The 18,841-nt window shown below is 71.2% G+C and carries 20 protein-coding genes; 7 read left to right on the forward strand and 13 right to left on the reverse strand.

Features of this window, described 5'->3' with window-relative positions:
- Positions 1 to 94: 94 nt before the first annotated feature.
- Positions 95 to 313, reverse strand: coding sequence for an AraC family transcriptional regulator (locus JMO03_RS01760; protein ID WP_202839611.1), 219 nt, complete (start codon positions 311 to 313; stop codon positions 95 to 97).
- Between JMO03_RS01760 and JMO03_RS01765 the strand changes: the two genes are divergently transcribed.
- The 3 genes from JMO03_RS01765 (at position 312) to JMO03_RS01775 (ending at position 3,043) form a co-directional block, all read left to right on the forward strand.
- Positions 312 to 557, forward strand: coding sequence for a hypothetical protein (locus tag JMO03_RS01765; RefSeq protein ID WP_202839612.1), 246 nt, complete (start codon positions 312 to 314; stop codon positions 555 to 557). The genes JMO03_RS01760 and JMO03_RS01765 overlap by 2 nt on opposite strands.
- Positions 558 to 693: 136 nt before the next feature.
- Complete coding sequence (locus JMO03_RS01770) at positions 694 to 1,542, forward strand: arylamine N-acetyltransferase family protein (protein WP_202839613.1); 849 nt, start codon at positions 694 to 696, stop codon at positions 1,540 to 1,542.
- 226 nt (positions 1,543 to 1,768) lie between these two features.
- Positions 1,769 to 3,043, forward strand: a complete 1,275-nt coding sequence (locus JMO03_RS01775; protein WP_202839615.1) for a S41 family peptidase — start codon at positions 1,769 to 1,771, stop codon at positions 3,041 to 3,043.
- A 176-nt stretch (positions 3,044 to 3,219) separates the two neighbouring features.
- Here JMO03_RS01775 and JMO03_RS01780 read toward each other — a convergent pair whose 3' ends face one another.
- Positions 3,220 to 4,002: a hypothetical protein gene (locus JMO03_RS01780; protein ID WP_202839617.1), complete on the reverse strand. Its 783-nt coding sequence runs from the start codon at positions 4,000 to 4,002 to the stop codon at positions 3,220 to 3,222.
- A 50-nt stretch (positions 4,003 to 4,052) separates the two neighbouring features.
- Entirely contained in the window at positions 4,053 to 4,262 is a 210-nt protein-coding gene (locus JMO03_RS01785) for a hypothetical protein (protein WP_202839619.1), read from the reverse strand.
- A 337-nt stretch (positions 4,263 to 4,599) separates the two neighbouring features.
- Between JMO03_RS01785 and JMO03_RS01790 the strand changes: the two genes are divergently transcribed.
- Entirely contained in the window at positions 4,600 to 5,007 is a 408-nt protein-coding gene (locus JMO03_RS01790) for a hypothetical protein (RefSeq protein ID WP_202839621.1), read from the forward strand.
- A 38-nt stretch (positions 5,008 to 5,045) separates the two neighbouring features.
- On the opposite strand, the gene JMO03_RS01795 is transcribed toward JMO03_RS01790, so the two are convergent.
- From JMO03_RS01795 to JMO03_RS01810, 4 genes are all read right to left on the reverse strand, one after another.
- A complete protein-coding gene (locus JMO03_RS01795; RefSeq protein ID WP_202839623.1) occupies positions 5,046 to 5,675 on the reverse strand; it encodes a DUF998 domain-containing protein in 630 nt (209 codons plus the stop codon).
- Positions 5,676 to 5,766: 91 nt separating this feature from the next.
- A complete protein-coding gene (locus tag JMO03_RS01800; RefSeq protein WP_202839625.1) occupies positions 5,767 to 6,204 on the reverse strand; it encodes a VOC family protein in 438 nt (145 codons plus the stop codon).
- A gap of 79 nt (positions 6,205 to 6,283) precedes the next feature.
- Positions 6,284 to 7,522 carry a serine hydrolase gene (locus JMO03_RS01805; protein WP_202839626.1) on the reverse strand — a complete coding sequence of 413 codons (1,239 nt, stop codon included), beginning with the start codon at positions 7,520 to 7,522 and terminating at the stop codon, positions 6,284 to 6,286.
- Positions 7,519 to 8,724, reverse strand: a complete 1,206-nt coding sequence (locus tag JMO03_RS01810) for an FAD-dependent oxidoreductase (protein ID WP_202839804.1) — start codon at positions 8,722 to 8,724, stop codon at positions 7,519 to 7,521. Before JMO03_RS01810 ends, JMO03_RS01805 begins: the two co-directional genes overlap by 4 nt.
- A gap of 398 nt (positions 8,725 to 9,122) precedes the next feature.
- On the opposite strand from JMO03_RS01810, the gene pulA reads away from it, so the two are divergent.
- The 3 genes from pulA to JMO03_RS01825 all read left to right on the forward strand — a co-directional run bounded on the left by pulA (position 9,123) and on the right by JMO03_RS01825 (position 16,004).
- A complete protein-coding gene (gene pulA, locus JMO03_RS01815) occupies positions 9,123 to 12,746 on the forward strand; it encodes a pullulanase-type alpha-1,6-glucosidase (protein WP_202839629.1) in 3,624 nt (1,207 codons plus the stop codon).
- Between the two features lie 82 nt (positions 12,747 to 12,828).
- Positions 12,829 to 14,799 carry an alpha/beta hydrolase family protein gene (locus JMO03_RS01820; protein WP_238345807.1) on the forward strand — a complete coding sequence of 657 codons (1,971 nt, stop codon included), beginning with the start codon at positions 12,829 to 12,831 and terminating at the stop codon, positions 14,797 to 14,799.
- A gap of 77 nt (positions 14,800 to 14,876) precedes the next feature.
- On the forward strand, positions 14,877 to 16,004 hold the full coding sequence (locus JMO03_RS01825; RefSeq protein WP_238345808.1) for a sensor domain-containing diguanylate cyclase: 1,128 nt from the start codon (positions 14,877 to 14,879) through the stop codon (positions 16,002 to 16,004).
- 15 nt (positions 16,005 to 16,019) lie between these two features.
- Here the strand turns inward: JMO03_RS01825 and JMO03_RS01830 are convergent, their stop codons facing one another.
- The 6 genes from JMO03_RS01830 to JMO03_RS01855 form a co-directional block, all read right to left on the reverse strand.
- Positions 16,020 to 16,415, reverse strand: a complete 396-nt coding sequence (locus JMO03_RS01830) for a YciI family protein (RefSeq protein ID WP_202839634.1) — start codon at positions 16,413 to 16,415, stop codon at positions 16,020 to 16,022.
- A gap of 35 nt (positions 16,416 to 16,450) precedes the next feature.
- Positions 16,451 to 16,918, reverse strand: coding sequence for a peptide-methionine (R)-S-oxide reductase MsrB (gene msrB, locus JMO03_RS01835; protein ID WP_202839635.1), 468 nt, complete (start codon positions 16,916 to 16,918; stop codon positions 16,451 to 16,453).
- Between the two features lie 139 nt (positions 16,919 to 17,057).
- Positions 17,058 to 17,306 (reverse strand): DUF3297 family protein, encoded by a 249-nt coding sequence (locus tag JMO03_RS01840; protein WP_202839637.1) that lies wholly within the window; start codon positions 17,304 to 17,306, stop codon positions 17,058 to 17,060.
- 42 nt (positions 17,307 to 17,348) lie between these two features.
- Positions 17,349 to 17,747, reverse strand: a complete 399-nt coding sequence (locus JMO03_RS01845) for a DUF3037 domain-containing protein (protein WP_202839638.1) — start codon at positions 17,745 to 17,747, stop codon at positions 17,349 to 17,351.
- Complete coding sequence (locus JMO03_RS01850; protein WP_202839639.1) at positions 17,734 to 18,504, reverse strand: HipA family kinase; 771 nt, start codon at positions 18,502 to 18,504, stop codon at positions 17,734 to 17,736. Before JMO03_RS01850 ends, JMO03_RS01845 begins: the two co-directional genes overlap by 14 nt.
- 43 nt (positions 18,505 to 18,547) lie before the next feature.
- Positions 18,548 to 18,832, reverse strand: coding sequence for a DUF4031 domain-containing protein (locus tag JMO03_RS01855; protein WP_202839640.1), 285 nt, complete (start codon positions 18,830 to 18,832; stop codon positions 18,548 to 18,550).
- Between the last annotated feature and the right edge of the window lie 9 nt (positions 18,833 to 18,841).

Consider the following 18,841-nt stretch of genomic DNA (forward strand, 5'->3'; position numbering starts at 1 on the left):
TTCGCGAAGCGACCTGATCCGGGGTTTCGGGTGCAACCGGTCGAGCGCCATGCAGGCATGCGGCGCTGCCGATCGGGCTCTATGCCGGCAGACCTCAGGCGGGCTGTCGTCCCGCGACCCCCTCGGGAGCGGGCCGTGCGCTGCGGTATTCGCCTGGCGTGCAGCCTTCCGCGGCCTTGAACGTGCGGTGGAACGCGCCGAGCGAGCCGAAACCGCTTTCCAGGCCCACGACCAGGGTCGACCAGCCATCGCGCTGGGCGATCCGCGCGCTGCTGCTGGTGAGCGGCGTGTGGACGATGCGCCTGGGATTCATGGCCTGGTTCATCCTCAACCAGGGCCCGCGCGGCAACAGCCCGCGCATGGACGGCTGGTTCGACATCGCCTGGAGCTTCGGCTGCTACCTGCTCCCGCTGGCCGTGGCCGAACTGTACTTCCGCGCCGAACGCGCCGGGCCCACGATGCAACGCGCGGTGGCAGGCGTGCTGGCGAGCGGCGCACTGCTGTCGGCGCTGGGCGTGTTCGGCGCGTGGCGGATGATGTGGGGGCCGCATCTGTGATGCCGCCCTGCCGCTGTCCGGAGGGATTCCTGTGCGCTTGCACGGATGACGGGAAGGGCGGTGAAGACGCCGTGCCTTGACCTCGACCGCGCTTGAGGCCCTAACGTGGCGGCAGCCCCTCCTTGCGAATGCCGCCATGTCGACACCCCTGAAGGATCCCGGACCCTACCTCGCCCGCCTGGGCTTCGATGCACCGCCGCCGCCGACGCTCGACACCTTGCGCACGCTGCAGCTTCGGCACACAGCGCAATTCCCGTTCGAGACCATCGCCACCCTGTTGCGCCAGCCGGTGCCGGTGGACCTGCCGTCGCTCGAGCGCAAGCTGCTGCACGAGGGGCGCGGCGGCTACTGCTTCGAGCTCAACCGGCTGTTCCTCGCGCTGCTGCAGCACCTGGGCTTCGACGCACGGGCGTTGACCGCCCGCGTGATCGAAGGCGACACGCCACTGGCGCGCACCCACATGACGCTGCTGGTGACGCTCGACGGCGCGGCCTGGACCAGCGATGTGGGATTCGGCGGCATGGTGCCGACCGCGCCGCTGCAGTTGCACACCGATGCCGTGCAGCCCACGCCGCACGAGCCCTACCAGCTGCTCGAACGCGACGGTGGCTGGCTGCTGCGCGCCCGGGTGGGTGGCGACTGGCGCGACCTGTACGCGTTCGACCTGCAACCCCAGCTCGACATCGATCTGGAAGTCGGCAGCTGGTATGTATCGACGCACCCTGGTTCGCCGTTCATCGGCCACCTGCGCGTGGCCCGCACCGGCGACGGCATCCGCAAAACCCTGCACAACGGCAGCTTCGCGATCCATCGCCTGGGCGCGCCCAGCCGGCGCCGCGAACTGGCCGACGCCGACGAGGTGATGCACGTGCTGCGCGACGAGTTCGACCTGCGCCTGCCGGTCGGCGACGCCTTGCGCGAGGCATTGCAGGCACGGCTGGCGGCGGATGCGGCGGCGGGAGAGGCGCGGCAGACGCGGGCCTAGCGCGCCGGCGTGGCGCGGTATCCGCTGACTTTGTCCATTGCACACGATTTGCGACCCGGCAGGGGATCCGGCCCGGTCAGCGTGGCCTTCGCGGGCGCGGCAGGCACCACGCTGCGCCGGGACGAGCGGAGCGAGGCGCGTCGTTCGAGCGTGCGGATGCCTCGCCGCGACGCTTTCGCCGCCCCGCGCATCCACAGTGGTTATCCGTCTCCAGAAGGACTCGCCCGTGCCCAAGATCGTCGCCAGCGTCCTCGCCCTGTTGCTCTCCTCCGGCCTGCCTGCCGCGGAGCCGCGCGAGGTCGTCGCCGAAGTGGCGGACACGATCGAGCGCGAGTACTTCGATCCCGAGCGCGGTGCGGCGATCTCCGCGCAGTTGCGCGCGGAAGCGGCGGGCGGTGCGTTCGAGCGGTTCCATGATCCGCGGGATCTCGCGACGGCGCTGACCACCGCGCTCGAGCCGCAGGACCGGCACTTCAACGTGTCCTGGTCGGCGGACGGGGCTGGACAGGCGGGGGTGCGCCGGCCGGCGCCGGGGCCGGATCCCGCCCGCGACAACTTCGGCATCCGCCAGGTGCAGGTGTTTCCCGGCAACGTCGGCTATCTGGACCTGCGCTACTTCGCCGACTTCGACTTCGATTTCGATGCGACGCAGCCGCCGGCACGACAGTCGATCGATGCCGCGCTGCAACTGCTGGCGCACACCGACGCGATGGTGATCGACCTGCGCGACAACGGCGGCGGCTCGCCGGCGATGGTGGGTTACCTGGCCAGCGCGTTCGTCGATGCGGGCAGCGACATCTACAACACCTTCCATTCGCGCCAGGGCACGGAATCCGAGGCGCCCGCGCGGCCGTATGCGTCGCCGCGCACGCAGGTGCCGCTGTACGTGCTGGTGAGCGGGCGCACCGGATCGGCCGCGGAAGCCTTCGCCTACACGCTGAAGAACGCGCGACGCGCCACCCTGGTGGGCGAGGCCACGGCAGGCGCGGCCAACCCGGGGCGGCCATTCCGGCTGATTGGGGGCTTCAGCGTGTTCGTCTCCACGGGTTCGCCGGTGAGTCCGGTGACCGGCGGCAACTGGGAAGGCAGCGGTGTGGCGCCGGATGTCGAAGTCGCCAGCATCGATGCGCTGAACGAGGCGCGACGGTTGGCGTTGTCCGCCATCGTCGAGCGTGGCGGGGAGGATGCGGCGCGCTGGTCGCTTGAGGCGTTGCTCGCCACGGCTGCGCCCCTGTCGTCTTCGGCACTGGACGCGATCGCCGGCGACTACGGCGCGCTGCGCCTCGAGCGCATGGGAGAAGCGCTGCGGCTGCGGCAGGGTCGCCGGCCACCGCTGCGGCTGCTGCCGTTGTCGCGCGACCTGTTCTTCATCGAGGGCGAGCCGACGCGTCGGGTGCGGATCGAGCGCGATGCCGAGGGCCGCGTCGCTGCGCTGGAGATGCTGGCGGCTGGCGGGGCCGCCACGCGGCATGCACGCGGGGGCGCGGACGCCATGCATTGAAGGCGGGGCGACCGGCAACGCCGACCATCCCGAGGTGTCTCGAGGCGCCCGCAGGAAGGATTCGAAGCGACCGGGCTGGATCGACAGTGGGCGTCCAACGACGGTTTGCCTCTCGCACAAGGAAAAGGACGGCCTGGCGTGTTGACGGGGATCGCGGCAGCCGCAACCGCGCCGGCTCACTCGACCGGCGTGCGGCTCCCCGCATGCGGGAGCGGCCCGCCGCGATGGCGACGCCGCAGCATCAACGTCTGCACCACCAGGACCACCGCGATCGCCACCGCCAGCCACGCTGCGACATCCGCGCCCGCCAGGTCGCTCTCCGATTGCCTCACGTAGACCGCGACCAGCGCCCACAGCGCCGCGGACGCATAGACGACATTGCCGCGCATGCGCTGGTTGAGCACCAGCAACGCGATGGCCGCGATCGCGAACAACACCAGGCTCCACGGCAACTGCGCATCGACAGGCAGCAGCCCGTACGCGACGATCACCTGCGCCAGGTTGAGGAAGGCGGCCAGCGTCAGCCAGCCGGCATGCAGCGACAGCGGCAGCCAGGCCCAGGCCCACTGGCCCTTGCGGGGCGCGGCATCGCGCGAAAGCAGCACGGCGCAACGCACCAGGCATGCCATCGCGCCGAAGATCACCAGCAGGCACAGCCAGAACCATTCGTACGAGAACAGCGGCATCCAAATCGTGGTGAGCAGGAAGCCCGCCGCGGCCCAGGGCGCGATGCGTCCCAGGGTGGCGTCGCGACGGCGATCGCCGCTGGCCTGCCAGCCGGCATAGGCGAGGTCGAGCAGGAAGATCAGGCCCCAGATCGAGAACGCGTAGCCCGCCGCGACCAGCAGGGTGGGGTAGCGATCGGACACGGTGCCGTTGTCGGGACCGAACGCACCGGTGTTGGACAGCCAGGCCACGATGGGCATGGCGAGCGCGGTCAGCAGGACGAGCAGGCGCATGCGGGCTCCCTTCGGGGGTGATCCGTGACGCGGACGTTGCGGCTGCGCGCTCAGGGCTCGCCGAAGCCGCGGCTCGCCTGCGCGGCAGGGCGCGGGGAAGGCGACGCGTCGATGCGCTCGCCGGCGAGGATCGGATCGCCATGCGGCGGTGTGCGCTCGCCGTCGTCACGCAGCGCGCGCGGGCCGGCCTGGTGGCGCTGCCAGGACCTGTAGGCGAGGAAGCCGAGCGCGCCGGCCGCGAACAGTTTGAGGAATCCCATCTCCGTGCTCCGTCGAAAACCAGGTGCCGAGAGTGGACCAGCGCGGGTGATCCGGACGTGACCGGGGGGCCGCGCTTTGCCGCTGCGCACCCCGCGCCCGCCGCGTGCGCCCTGGCGCCCGCCCATGCGTCACGCTGGTCCGGAGAATTCGCCCGCGCGGCATCTTTCACGGGTCCTTTCCCGGGATTCACGCTAGGATCGGCGCAGGGAACGTTCGCGGGTTGACGGCTGCCGGCATCGGGGGCGCGACGGGATCGATCGGGCGGGCTGCCATTGCAGCGTGCCGGTCCCGGTGGCGTCACGGCCTACCTTCGCCGCGAACGGCGGGAGGCGCGCAATGGATGACGATGTCCACATGGAACTGCGCCGCGAGGCCGGCGGGCGCCTGCATGCGCACGTCACCGGCACGACGACACTGCCCAACACGCTCGCCTACTGGCGCGCGATCGCCGATGCGGTGGCGGCGCAGCCGGCGCGCCAGCTGCTGCTGGTCGACGAGCTGGGCGGGCCGCCGCTGAGTGCCGACGAGTGGCGCACGCTGGTCGCCGAGGTCGGTCCGCGGCTGGGCCGGCTGCGCATCGCGCACGTCAAGCCGCGTGGCCTGGATACCGTGGAGTACTGCGTACTGTCGGCGCTCGATGCGGGGCTGCAGGCGCAGGTGTTCGTCGATGCGCAGAGCGCGAGCCTGTGGCTGAGCTACGGCGAGGAAGAAGGGGCGCAGCTGCAGCGCGGCGGAGGATCCTGACCGCATGGCGCAGGCGCATGGCGCCGCGCGCATCCGCCCTAGCGCGGGTGCGGCCTGGTGCGCCGCCACAGCAGCACGGCGACCGCGCCGAGCCAGCCGACGATCAGCGCGATCGCCGCCTTCTGCGACAGGCCGCGGGGCAGGTCGCGCCACAGCGCCAGCACCCAGACCGCAGCGAAACAGGCCAGCGCCCATGGCAGCAGCCAGCGGACGTGGCGTCGCCATTGCGGATCGTGGCGGAGGCGCAGTGCCTGCAGCACGATGGCCGTGGTCGCGAACAGGAACGCGGCCTGGGCGCTGATGCCGTGAACCAGGCCTTCCATCGTCATGTCCGCGCCGGGCATGTCCATCCACGCATAGGCGGTCGTCGCCAGCGACGCGCCACCGAGCGCGAACATCAGCACCGGCGCGGCGCTGCGCGCGTGCGATGGCAGCGCGCGGTACACGCCCCAGGCGAGCCCGGCCATCGCCGCGCCCAGCGCCACGTAGGCCGCCTGCAGCAGCGGACCCCAGGCACCGATCAGGTAGAGGCTCATCTGCCGCTCGACCGGATCGAGGTCCGGGCGCAGCAGGTGCAGCGCGATCGCGGCGAGCACGAACGCGGCCAGCCCGGTCAGGGCCAGCCGCGCCCAGAACGCAGATGGCCGCGTCGGATGTTCAAGCGCCATGCGTGGAAGGGGTCGGCCGGAAACGGCGCGTCTTGTAGCACGCCGTGGCCGGCGCGGCGAGCCGCCGGCTGCACGGCGCCTGCGCGATGGATCAGCCGCGGAACCGGTTCGCGCCCTCGTAGCTGACCATCCACTGCACGCCGAAACGGTCGGTGACGATGCCGTACTGCTCGGCCCACTCGGTGGCCTGCAGCGGCATCACCACGGTGCCGTTGGCGGAGAGGCCGTCGAACAGCCGTTTCGCCTCGTCGGCGTCGTCCGGCGCCAGCACGATGTAGCTGTTGTTGCCGGGGTTGAACGAGGACACCTGGTCGCCGACCACGTCGGTGCCCATCAGCACGGCCGGTCCGATCGGCAGCGCGATGTGCGCGATCTTGTCGGCGGCGTCCCCGGGGGCGCCCATGTTGCCGGGGAAATCGCGGTATCGCAGGACCATCGGGAACTCGCCGCCGAACACGCGGCGGTAGAACTCGAAGGCTTCCAGCGTGTTGCCGTCGAAGTTGAGGTAGGGATTGACGGCCTGGACCATGGGTTTCCTCCGGATGGGATTGCCGATGACGACGAACGCCTGCGGCTGCATTCGACAAGGCGCTCGCACGGGTGCGCGTTCAGTCCCGGTCGGCTCGTGGCGCCTGGAGTGGCATCGTGCCCCGCGCCAGCTGTTCCTCCACCGCGCTGAAGGCCGAATGCCCGCCTCCCTGCCCGCTGTCCACGCCGGTGGCGAAATACGCCACCCCGCTGCCGGCGGCGCGGTCGATCCACAGGCCCGACTTCAGGCCGTAGGCATCGCCGGCATGGCCGGCGCGGGCGACGCCGTCGCCGAAGGGATCGTCGCCGCATTGGGGCAGCGGCGTGGCCAGGGTCTGGGTGGCGAGGCCGTAGCGGCAGAAGAACGCGCGGGCCTGGCCGTCGCCGGTGTCTTCCTCGTGCCCGACGCCGTTGCCGGGCGCGGAGGTCCACACCGGCTCGAGCAGCATGCGCACCGAATCGGGCGAGAGCAGGCGCACGCCGTCGACCTCGCCCTCGCCGAGCAGCAGCCGGCCGACCTTCGTCAGGCCGTTGGCGGAAATGCGCAGCCCGCCCTGCGGCGAGAACGTGGCGCCGTTGGCGCCGGCGCGCCACAACGCGAGGTCGCAGTCGCCGTCGGCAGCCGGGATCACGTTGCAGGCGGGCTTGGCGCCATGGTGGTCGTCGCGCACGGGCTTGCGTTCGCCGTCGTAGAGCACCACTGCGCGCGCGGCGGTGGCGGGGTCGCACGCGTCCCAGTTGTAGCAGCCGGCGATGTCGAGCGGCGCCAGCACCAGGCGGTCCATCAGCAGGTCGAAGCGCTCGCCGGTCGCGCGTTCCATCACCGCGGCGACCAGCGGGAAGTTGAGGTTGGCGTAGCGGAAGAAATCACCCGGAGGGTGCTGCGCGTCCCAGGCGCGCGGATCGTCGAGCAGGGGCGCGAGTTCCTCGCCCAGCGGCACCTGCCAGTAGCCGGCGCCGTCGGTCAGCCCCGAGCGGTGCGAGAGCAGCAGGCGCAGGGTGATGGGCGCGTCGGGCCATTGCGGGTGGCGCAGGGTCCAGCCGAGCGCATCGGACACATCGGCGTCGAGGTCGAGGCGGCCGGCCTCGACCAGGCGCAGCACGCCGATCGCGACGACCAGCTTGGAGACCGAGGCCACGCGTACCGGGTCGTCGGCGGTGACGGCGCGCTGCGCGGCGATGTCGGCCAGGCCGTCCGTTCGGGTTTCGGTGATGCCGTCGCGGTCGAAGGCGACGCGCGCGCTCGCGACCGGCCCGGCCGCGCTTGCCGACCCGAAGGCGAGCAACAGCAGCGCGGGCAGCCATCCGCGACCGCTCACCGGAACAACCCCGCCAGCCGCTGCACCGCCGCCACCGACAGCGCGGGGTCCGGCGTGGTGTCGTCGTTGTCGTAGTCGCCGGGTTCCTGGGTCTGCACCAGGATGCCGTCGCCGCGCGGCACGACGAACAGGTTGTGGCCGCCATGGGCCAGGCCGTAACCGACCTCCGGTTGCGGGATCAGTCGCGCGGTCTGCCCGCGTACCGGCACCAGGGAGGCGTCGCCGAACAGCGCGCGCGCGCCGTAGCCGGTGGCGTTGACGACGGTCTTCTCGCGCAACGCGGCGAGGTCCGTGGGGCTGTGGAAGGTGCGTGTCTCGATGGTGCCGCCGAGCTGCAGGAAATCGCCGAGCAACAGGCGCGAATAGGTGGCGAGGTTGAACACCAGCCGCGGCTTGCGCCGCACGCGCGCGGCGTTGAACGGATGAGCGCCTCCGGCCAGCGCCCGGGAGCGTGGGCCGAGGTCGTCGACCAGGCGCGATTCGAGGTCCGCATACGCCGGCTCCGGCGACGCCTCGCCGCCATGCTGGCGCCGGATCCCCGGCCCGCCAGACAGGTGGTAGAAGTCGTGCCAGCCCACCGGTTCGCCGGGCAGCCCGAGCAGGGTCTGGTAGCTGCGGAACGAGGTGCGCGCCATGCGCTCCCAGCGCGCCTCGAACGCGGGCGTGGCATGGCTGGCGGCGGCGATGCGCGAGGCCGGCGACCAGACCCCGGTCGCGAACGACGAAGGCACCAGCGGCAATCGCTCGCGCGCATAGATGCGCACCTGCAGGCCGCCGCGCTGCGCGAGCAGGGCGGTCGTCAGGCCGATCGCGCCGCACCCGACCACCGCGAGCTCGCGCTCGCCCGTGGCCCGGATCAGCTGCAGCGCTTCGGCAGCCGAGCCCCACGACAGCGACCAGCCGCCGCCGCCGTGGCCGTAGTTGTGGACGACGGTGTGGTCGCCGATGCGTTCGGCCTCGATCCGCGGGCCCTGCGCGCGGAACGGGCGGGTGCACACGTCGATGGCGATGATGCGGTCGGGCGTGGCGAAGATCGGCGCCAGCGGCGGTGGCGCGGCGAAGGCGGGTGCGGCGTCGGTGGCCGTGGCGGCGGCGCGACTGGCGCAGCCGCCCAGCGCCGGCGGTATCGACAGCGCGAGCGCCGACCATCCGGCGCTGCGCAGGAAGCGGCGGCGATCCGGGGTCGCGTTCTCGACGGGCATTCGCATGGGGCGATGGTAGTGCCTGCGCGGCCACTGTCCACCTGCCGCGATAGACGCGCTGCCAGGCGCGGAAGCGCCGCATCTTCACGGGCCATGCCGTGGTCCGTTTCCCGCAATCGGATCCATGGCGACGGTCGGAATGGCGTTCTCCGGAGATCGCCCCCGCATGCGATCGCGCGGCACGGGCGCGGCATGCAACAGCTCGACGCGGTCTGCGCGAAATCCATGCTGCACCTGCGTTGAATACGTATGCGATGGGCCAGCGTTCCCTTGCCGCAGGGGCTGCCGGCAGGCACAGTCGATGCGCTTCTCGATGGCGATGCGCGAGCCGCGCGCTCGCGCTGTCCTTCGTCGCCGTTACCAGCCTGCTTCTCTCCGACATGCTGCGGGGGTCCGTCATGCGCAATCCATTCCCCGCCTGCCTGCGCACGCTGCGCGTCGCCCTCCCGCTCGCGTTCGCGCTCTGCGTGGTGGGATGCGACGAGCCGCTCGCCAGCGCGGGCGTCCCTGCGTCGACGACGACAGCGACCCCGGCCGCGCCACCGAACCCCGCATCCGCCGCCGACGACGGCGAAGCCGCCACGATCTGCGAAGCGCCGCACGCGACGGTGCTGGCGCCGGTGCCCGTGGGCGGCGACGGCGGCGCGGCCACCGACGTGCGCGTGCGCTACCACCGGCCCGATGGCACCTACGGCGACTGGGGCCTGCATGTCTGGCAGGTGGATGCCGACGGGCGTTACCTGGCCGACTATCCGGGCGTGAACTGGGATGCGCCGCTGCCGCGCTCGGGCGTCGACGACTATGGCGCGTACTTCGACATCGAAGCCGCGGCGTTCACCCATCCGTCCGCGGTCGGCTTCGGCTTCATCGTCCATCCACCGGGGCAGGTGGGCGATCCGGGCGTCGACCGCACCTGGCGCTTCGTCGAGGGTCGCGAACTGTGGCTGCGCTCGGGCGACGCGACCGTCTACACCCGCAATCCGCTGGCCGGCAGCGCCGACATCGATACCGTACGCGTGCACTACCGACGCTACGACAGCACCTACCCGCACTGGGGCCTGCACCTGTGGGACGGCAGCGGCATCGACGTGTCGCGCTTGCCCGGCCTCGCGCTCGGCGACTGGAACGATCCGGTGCCGCTGTCGGCGATGCCGAACTACGCGGTCTCCGACGACGGGTCGGAAGTCGCGTTCGACCTGCCGGTGCTGAACCCGCAGGGCGATGCGGCGCGCAGCCATGTCGATCTCGTACTGCACGGGCTGCCGTCGAACCCGGACGGCGGCGTCGACAACAAGGATGGCTGGACCTCGGACATCCGCATCGTGTTCTCCGCGTTGTCGATCGCCGATCGAAGCGGTCACGTCTGGCTGGTGCAGCAGGAACCGCGCGTGTTCACCCTGCCGCCCGACATCGCGCGCGCGTCGACCACCGATGCGCGCGCGTACTGGCTGTCCGAACGCCTGCTGCGCTGGCCGCGCACCGACACCTCCGGCCGTTTCCGCCTGTACCACTCCGCGACCGGCCAGGTGGTCGCGCGCAAGGGCGTGGCGGTCGCCGGTGCGGACGGCGCGCTGTCACTGCAGGTGGCGCAGCACGAGGTACCTGCTGACGTGGCCGAGCGTTTCCGCTGGGTGGGCGCGGGCGCCGTGCTCGAGGTGCCGGCCGACCAGCTGGATTCACTGCCCGAACTGATGCGCCGGCAACTGGTGCTGGTGCAGGAGGACGAAGACGGTCGCGTCCTCGGCGCGACCACCACCCAGTTGCCCGGCTACCTGGATGCGCGCTACACCGCGGCCGACGGCCTGGACGATCTCGGCGTGACGCTCGATCGCGGCCAGGCGCATTTCCGGCTGTGGGCGCCGACCGCGCAACGTGTGTGGCTGTGCGGCGAGCGCGGGCGCGGCGACGCGCCGCTGCTCGAGCCGATGCAGTTCGATCCGGCGACGGGTAGCTGGTCGGTGGCCACGCGCGCGCTGCGTGCCGGCGATCATTACCGCTATGTGGTGGAGGTGTTCGTGCGTGGCGTCGGCCTGGTGCGCAACCTGGTCACCGATCCGTACTCGATCAGCCTGGATGCCGATTCGCAGCGCAGCTACATCGGCGACCTGTCCTCGCCGGCGCTGATGCCGCCGGGCTGGGCCCGCGACCGTACGCCCGATGTGGTGCGCGCGCAGGAGGACATGTCGATCTACGAGCTGCACGTACGCGACTTCTCGGTCAACGACGCCAGCGTGCGCGCGCCGCTGCGCGGCAAGTACCTGGCCTTCGCTCAGTACAACAGCGACGGCATGCGCCACCTGCGCGCGCTGGCGCAGGCCGGGCTGACCGACGTGCACCTGCTGCCCGCCTACGATTTTTCCAGCGTGCCGGAAGTCGGCTGCACCACGCCCGACGTGCCCGATGCCGCGCGGGATTCGGACGCGCAGCAGGCCGCGGTCGCGGCCACCCGCGGCAGCGACTGCTTCAACTGGGGCTACGACCCCTGGCATTTCAACGCGCCCGAAGGCAGCTACGCCAGCGATGCGCACGACGGTGCCGCACGCGTGCGCGAGTTCCGGGCGATGGTCATGGCCCTGCACGGCGCCGGGCTGCGCGTGGGCATGGACGTGGTCTACAACCACACCAGCGCCTCCGGCCAGGACGCGAAGTCGGTGCTGGACCGGATCGTGCCCGGCTACTACCACCGCCTCGATGCGCAGGGTGGCATCGAACGCTCCACCTGCTGCGAGAACACCGCCACCGAGCACCTGATGATGGGGAAGCTCATGATCGATTCGGTGAAGCTGTGGGCCACGCAGTACCACGTCGACTCGTTCCGCTTCGACCTGATGGGCCACCAGCCGCGCGCGGTGATGGTGCGACTGCAGGACGAGGTCAACGCCGCGGCCGGGCGACCGGTGCAGCTGATCGGCGAGGGCTGGAACTTCGGCGAAGTCGCCAATGGCGCGCGCTTCGTGCAGGCCTCGCAGCTCTCGCTCAACGGTACCGGCATCGGCACCTTCAGCGATCGTGCCCGCGACCACGCGCGCGGCGGCTCGGGCTTCGACAACGGCATCGACCTGATCCGCAGCCAGGGTTGGCTCAACGGCCTGTACTACGACGACAATGGCAGCGGCGGCGGCCACACGCACAACGCGCTGATGTGGTCGGCCGACATCATCAGGGTCGGACTCGCCGGCTCCATCCGCAGCTATCCGCTGACCACCCACTGGGACGCGACGCTGCCGCTGGAACGGATCGACTACAACGGCCAGCCGGCCGGCTACGTGGTCGATCCGCAGGAAGTGGTGAACTACGTCGACAACCACGACAACCCCACCCTGTTCGACGCCAATGTCTACAAGCTGCCACGCACGACCAGCCGCGAGGACCGGGCCCGGGTGCAGGTCCTGGGCGCGGCGCTCACCGCCTTCAGCCAGGGCGTGGCCTACTTCCATGCCGGCATCGACACCCTGCGCAGCAAGTCGCTGGACCGCAACAGCTACGACAGCGGAGACTGGTTCAACGCGCTCGACTGGACCTATCGCAGAAACAACTTCGGCGTCGGCCTGCCGATGCAGTCCGACAACGGCGGCAACTGGCCGGTGATGGCGCCGCTGCTGGCTGATCCGTCGATCGCGCCGATGCCGGCCGACATCGCATGGACGCGCGACGCGTTCCGCGACCTGCTGCGCATCCGGTCCAGTTCCACACTGCTGCGCATGCGTACCGCCGGCGACATCGAACAGCGCCTGCGCTTCCACAACACCGGCAGCGCGCAGGAACCGACGGTGCTGGTGGCGCACCTGGACGGGCGCGGCTATCCCGGCGCCAACTTCCGCGAGCTGGTCTACCTGATCAACGCCGACAAGCGCGCGCACGCGCTGCCGATCGCCGCCGAGGCGGGCAAGGGCTACAGGCTGCATCCCGTGCACCGCGCACGCGATGCCGCCGACCGTCGCGCCGCGGCCGCGCGCTACGACCGGGAAAGCGGCACCTTCCACGTGCCCGCCCGCACCGCGGTTGTGTTCGTGGTGCCCTGAGCCGGGGGCATCGCCGCCGTGCCCGTTCTCGCGCTAGGATGCGCGCGGGGATGCCGCGCGGGGGCGCGGCGGGGGAAAGGACATGCAGACACGGATGTGGGCGTTCGCGCGGCGGCTCGCGGTGGCCCTCCTGGCCGTTGCGGTGGCATCGCCGGCTTCGGCGCAGGCGCAGATCGACTTGACGCCGTACGTCAGGCGCGACCATTACGAGACCATCAAGATCTCGCCCGATGGCAAGCACCTGGCGGCGACGGTGCCGCTGGAGGACCGGACGGTCCTGGTCGTGCTCGACCGCGCCGACAAGAAGGTCGTCGCCGGCGGCATGGGCGTCGCGAACTCGGCGGTGTGGGACTTCTGGTGGGTCGACGAGACCCGCATCGTCATTTCCATGGCGCAGAGCTTCGGCAGCAAGGATCCGCTGTACGCCACGGGCGAACTCCACGCGCTCGAACTCGACGGGAGCCGGGTGAAGCGACTGTTCGGCCGCAAGGACGATGTCGGCCTGGTGCAGCGCTACGGGGCGGGCGATGCGGTGGAACTGGCGACGGTCATCGATCCCCTGCCCGAGGAGCCGGGCGCGGTGATGATCGCGACCTGGATCCCGGGTGCGACCCCGAAGACCCAGGTGGAAACGCTCAACCTGCGCAGCGGCCGCCGCAACGTGGTCGTCTCCGCGCCGGTGCGTCGCGCCGGCTTCACCCTCGATCCGGCCGGCGCCGTGCGCTTCGCTGATGGCCTGGACGAGCGCAACTACCGCAAGCTGCATTACCGCGAGGGGGCGGACGCACCCTGGAAGCTGGTCAACGATTCGGCGCAGAGCGGCTTCATCGCCGAGGCGCTCGGCATGGCGGCCGACGGCATCACCGCCTACGTTCAGGTCAGCCAGGCTCGGGGGCCGGACCAGATCGAGGCCTGGGACATGCGTACGCTTGCGCGCAAGCCGCTGCTGCGCGATCCGGTGGTCGATCCCGACGCGATCCTCTTCGACGTCGACGGGCGCACGCCGGTCGGCGCGCGCTACATGGACGACGGCATCCGCATGCGCTTCTTCGACGAGGGGTCGGCCATGGCGCGCCGTTACCGGATGCTGGAAAAGGCCATGCCAGGGTCGGGAGTCGAGATCACCTCGACCACCCGTGATGGCCGGCTGATGATGGTTCGCGCCTGGAACGACCGCGAGGCGGGCGAGTACCTGCTGTTCGATACCGAGGCCAAGACCGCCAACGGGGTGTTCGCGCGCATGGTCTGGTTCGCGCCCGGGACGATGGCGCCCACGCGCAAGGTGGAGCTCCAGGCGCGCGATGGCGTGGTGCTGCATGGCTACCTCACGCGCCCGCAGGCCGCGGCGGATGCGCCGCTGCCGACGGTGGTGATGCCGCACGGGGGGCCGTACGGCATCCACGATGCCTGGGACTTCGACCTCGACACGCAACTGCTCGCCGCCGCGGGGTATGCGGTGCTGCGGATCAACTACCGGGGTTCCGGCAATTACGGACGCGCCTACCGGGCGCTCGGCGCGCAGGAATGGGGCGGGACGATGCAGGACGACCTCACCGACGCCACCCGCTGGGCGATCGGGGAGAAGGTCGCCGACCCGGCGCGCATCTGCATCGTCGGGGCGAGCTACGGTGGCTACGCGGCGCTGATGGGCGCGGCGAAGGAACCCGATCTCTATCGTTGTGCGGTCGGCTACGTGGGCGTCTACGACCTGCCGGCGCTGCATGCCGACCGCGCGCGCTCGGCCGCCTGGATGCGGCATTGGGCCAACGACTGGATGGGCGAACGCGACACCCTGGCCGCACGCTCGCCCGTGAACCTGGCGGACCGGATCAGGGTGCCGGTGTTCCTCGCCGCCGGCGGCGCCGACGACATCGCGCCGATCGTGCACAGCAAGCGCATGCAGCGCGCGCTCGAGGCGGCCGACGTGCCGGTGCAGACCCTCTACATCGACAGCGAAGGCCACGGCTTCCGCAAGGAGGAACACAGGCGCCGCTACTACACGCAGCTGCTCGCGTTCCTCTCCGAGCACCTCGGGGGCGCCACCGGTCATTGAGTTCTGCGTCCGTGACGCAGGTTGCGGACAGCGCGTCGCGTGACGCTACACTGCCGCGTTTCCGGGGAGAGGTGGGGATGCCCGATCTGGGTTCGCGGGCGGCAGGGGACGACGATGCGGCCGCGTCTGGTCCAGGCCTGTCCACGGCTGACCTTCGTTTGTCGGAAGTGCTGGCGCATATTTCGCGCGAGGCGCTGCAGGCCGAGGGACTGGACGATGTGCTGCAGCGGATCGTCGACTGCGTGGCGCGCCGGCTGCCGGTGCCGATCGCCAGCATCGTCCTGCTCGACGACGGCGGCAGCCGCTTCATCAAGGAAGTCTGGGCCGGCGACCTCCCCTTCGCGGCATTCGACGTGGCGATCTGGGATGTGTCGATGGGCGTCGCGGGGCGCTGCGCGCGCACCGGAAAGGCGCAGCTGATCGCCGACGTGGCCGTGGATCCGGACTACGTGATGGGCAACCCCGCGGTCCGCTCGGAGTACGTGGTGCCGATCCGGCACCGCGGCCGCCTCCACGGCGTGCTCAACATCGAGAGCACGGACGAGGAATTCTTCACCGCCGAGACGTGCGCGGTGTTCGATGCGATCGCGCACCAGGTCGCCGGTGCGATCCACCTCGCGCGGGTGGTCGCCGAGCTGGAGGCGGCCAACCGCAAGCTGCGCGAGTTGTCGACGGTCGACGGGCTCACCGGACTGGCCAATCGCCGCAGTTTCGACGAGCGGCTGGCCGAGGAGTGCGCGCACCAGTCCGGGCGCGACGCTCCGCTGGCGTTGCTGCTGGTCGACGCGGATTGTTTCAAGCAGCTCAACGACGCGCTCGGGCACCTGCACGGCGACGAATGCCTGCGCCGGCTGGCGCTGATCTGCAGCGAGTTCGCCGGCAGCGAGGCCGATCTGGCCGCGCGCTACGGTGGGGACGAACTGGCGTTGCTGCTGCCCGGGTGCGACGAGACCGGGGCGCTGGCGATCGCCGAACGGCTGCGCCAGCGGGTGGAGGATGCGGCGATGGCGCATCCGGTGTCCGTGGTCGCGCCGTGGATGACCGTCAGCATCGGCGTGTTCGTCGCGCCAGCCGGGCAGGCGCGCTCGCCGACGCGGATGCTGTCGGCCGCGGATCGCGCGCTGTACGCCGCCAAGCTGCAGGGTCGCAATCGCGTCGCCGGCTGGGACCGTTCGCGCAGCGAGCTCGAGGGCGCGGGCGCCTGATGCCCGAGCATCCGCTCAGGCAGCGGCCGGGCGCGCCGTCGCCCCCACCCGTCGCCGCACCGCATCGATGTCGCGCACCTCGCGCACCTCGATACAGCCGGTGTCGGTCCAGGGCAGCTGCTCGGCCAGGCGCAGCGCCTCCTCCAGGCTGTCGGCCTCGATCAGGTTGAAGCCCGCCAGCATTTCCTTGGTCTCGGCGAAGGGACCGTCGACCACGCTCACCTTGCCGCCGCGGCGACGGACGGACTTCGCCGTCTTCGCCGGCTCCAGCTGCTGGAAACCGAGCAGGGTGCCGCGTTCGGCGAGTTCATCGGCGCTTTCCAGGCAGTGGCGCATGCGCCGGTCGTACTCGCCTTCGGGCAGCGCCTCGAGCAGCGTGTCGTCTGTATAGACCAGCAGCAGGTATTGCATCGCGAAATTCCTTGTCCTGGGGTGGTGGAGGCGGCTCAGTCGGCCTTGCCGGCCTCGGCGCCGCCGCGGCCGAGTGGATCGGGCAGGGGCTCGCCCGCCGGTGTGAAGGCCAGCGAGACGGAGTTCAGGCAGTGGCGCTCGCGGGTCGGCGGCGGTCCGTCGGGGAACACGTGGCCCAGGTGGCTGCCGCAACGCGCGCAGACTTCCTCGGTGCGGACCATGCCATGGCTGCTGTCGCGCACGTAACGGATGTGTTCGGGCGCGTAGGGCGCGAAGAAGCTCGGCCAGCCGGTGCCCGAGTCGAACTTGGCGGAGGAGCGGAACAGCGGCAGCCCGCACAGCCGGCAGGTGTAGACGCCCTCGCGCTTGTTGTCGAGGAACACGCCGCAGAACGGCGCCTCGGTGCCGTGCGCCAGCAGCACGCGGCGTTCGGCCTCGTCGAGGGTGGACTCGAGGCGGGCGCGCTGGGTGGCGTCGGGGGGCGTCAGGTCGAAGCCGGGCATGGCGGATTCCTCGGGCGTTGCGGACGTGCTGGTGCGGAGGCGAGTGTGCCAGCTTCGCGCCGCGGGCGCGTGTCCCCGCATCGACCGTTCGCGCATCCTGCAGTTCGCAGTGGCCGCGACGCCAGCGCGAGGCGCGGTCTCATTCCGTGTCGGGCAGCTTGAACCAGGCCTCGACCTCGCCCTTGAGCTTGATGGTCAGCGGCTGGCCGCGGCGGTCGAGCGCCTTGCCCGCGGCGACGCGGATCCAGCCCTCGCTCACGCAGTACTCCTCCACGTCGCGCCGCTCCACGCCCTTGAAGCGGATGCCGATGCCGCGTTCGAGCATCGCCGCGTCGTAGTGGGGACTGCGCGGGTCGTTGGACAGGCGGTCGGGGGGCGTATCGGTCATGGTGGGGCGCTGCGGGAAACCTGGCGCATTGTAGCCGAGCCCTCAGCCGCGCCCGGCGACGCGCACCATCCGCTGCAGCAGGTGTTCCATCGTGGCGTCGAGATCGGCGCACTTGCCGCCGTGCACCGGCGAGGTCTGCAGGATCGCGCTGCGTTGCGCGGTCAGCCAGTGGAAGCGGGCGCGCGGCGGCAGCAACCCGATCGGCCCGGCATCGGCGCCGCCGCGGCAGACGGCTTCGATCGCGCCGAGCAGCCGCCGCACCAGCGCCAGGTCGAGCGAGGGGTCGAGCGCCAGTGCCCGCGCCTCGTCGAGCTCGATGCGCACGTCGAGGTGGCCACGCGCCGCGCACGAGAGCAGGATCCCGACATTGATGAACTCGCCGCGCTCCACCCGCGGTACCAGCCGGATCGCCGCGTAGTCGTAGAACTCAACCGCGCGCATCGGCGATTCCTCCGACGAAGGCGTTGCGCTGCTGGACGCGACGCAGCAGGTAGTCGACATAGGCCCGACGCTGGCCGGCGGCGTCGGCGAACGCATCCGGTCCGTCGAGCCACGCGTCGGGCACCTGCGCGACGATGCCGGCGATCAGCTGCGGGGTGAGCATCGACGCAAGTTCGGCGTCCACCTGCCCGACGTGGTCGGCCCATCGCAGCAGCACGTGGTCCCGGATCAGCGGGAACGCCGTGTCGGCACGCGACGGATCCCCGTCCCAGCCGTGGTGGAAGTACAGCGCCGCGCCGTGGTCGATCAGGACCAGACGCCGGTGCCACAGCATCAGGTTGGGGTTGCGCGCGGTGCGGTCGACGTTGCTGCAGAAGGCATCGAACCAGACGATGCGCGAGGCCAGCACCGGGTCGGGTTCCCATGCCAGCGGATCGAAGTTGGCCGCGCCCGGCAGGTAGTCGATCGCCAGATTCAGGCCCGCGCTGGCGCGGACCAGCGCCTGGATCTCCGGATCGCCCTCGGTGCGCGCGAGCACCGGATCGAGCTCGGCGAAGACGATCTCGGGCACGTCGAGTCCGAGCGCGCGGCCGAGTTCGCCGACGATCCACTCCGCCACCAGCGCGCGCGGCCCCTGGCCGGCGCCGCGGAACTTGACGACGTACATGCCGTCGTCGTCCGCTTCCACCACGGCCGGCATCGAGCCGCCCTCGCGCAGGGGCGTGACGTAGCGGGTGACCTGGACGGTGCGCGGCATGGCCGGAAGGATAGCCGCGTCCGCCGGGCGGTGCGCGCACGGGTCAGGGCGCCTCGCCCCGGCCCTGCGCCTTCGCGCGCGCGATCACTGCGCGCACCAGCGCGCGGTCGCGATGGCGCGAGATCGGCACCGCGCCGAGCGCAAGCGCGTGTTCGCGCAGATCCGTGCTCACGTCGTAGTGCGCGCCGCTGGTCTTGTCCTGGAAGGCGCGGCGCGGAAGACCCAGCCGTGCGGCGAAGGCATGCAACTCGTCCAGCGTGTCGGCCATCAGGTGCGCCCAGCGCCTGCCGCGCCAGAGGGTGACCGCATCGTCGACGTAGACCGCCATGGCTGCAGC

It is taken from the genome of Luteimonas saliphila, assembly GCF_016774335.1.
Classification (GTDB): domain Bacteria; phylum Pseudomonadota; class Gammaproteobacteria; order Xanthomonadales; family Xanthomonadaceae; genus Luteimonas; species Luteimonas saliphila.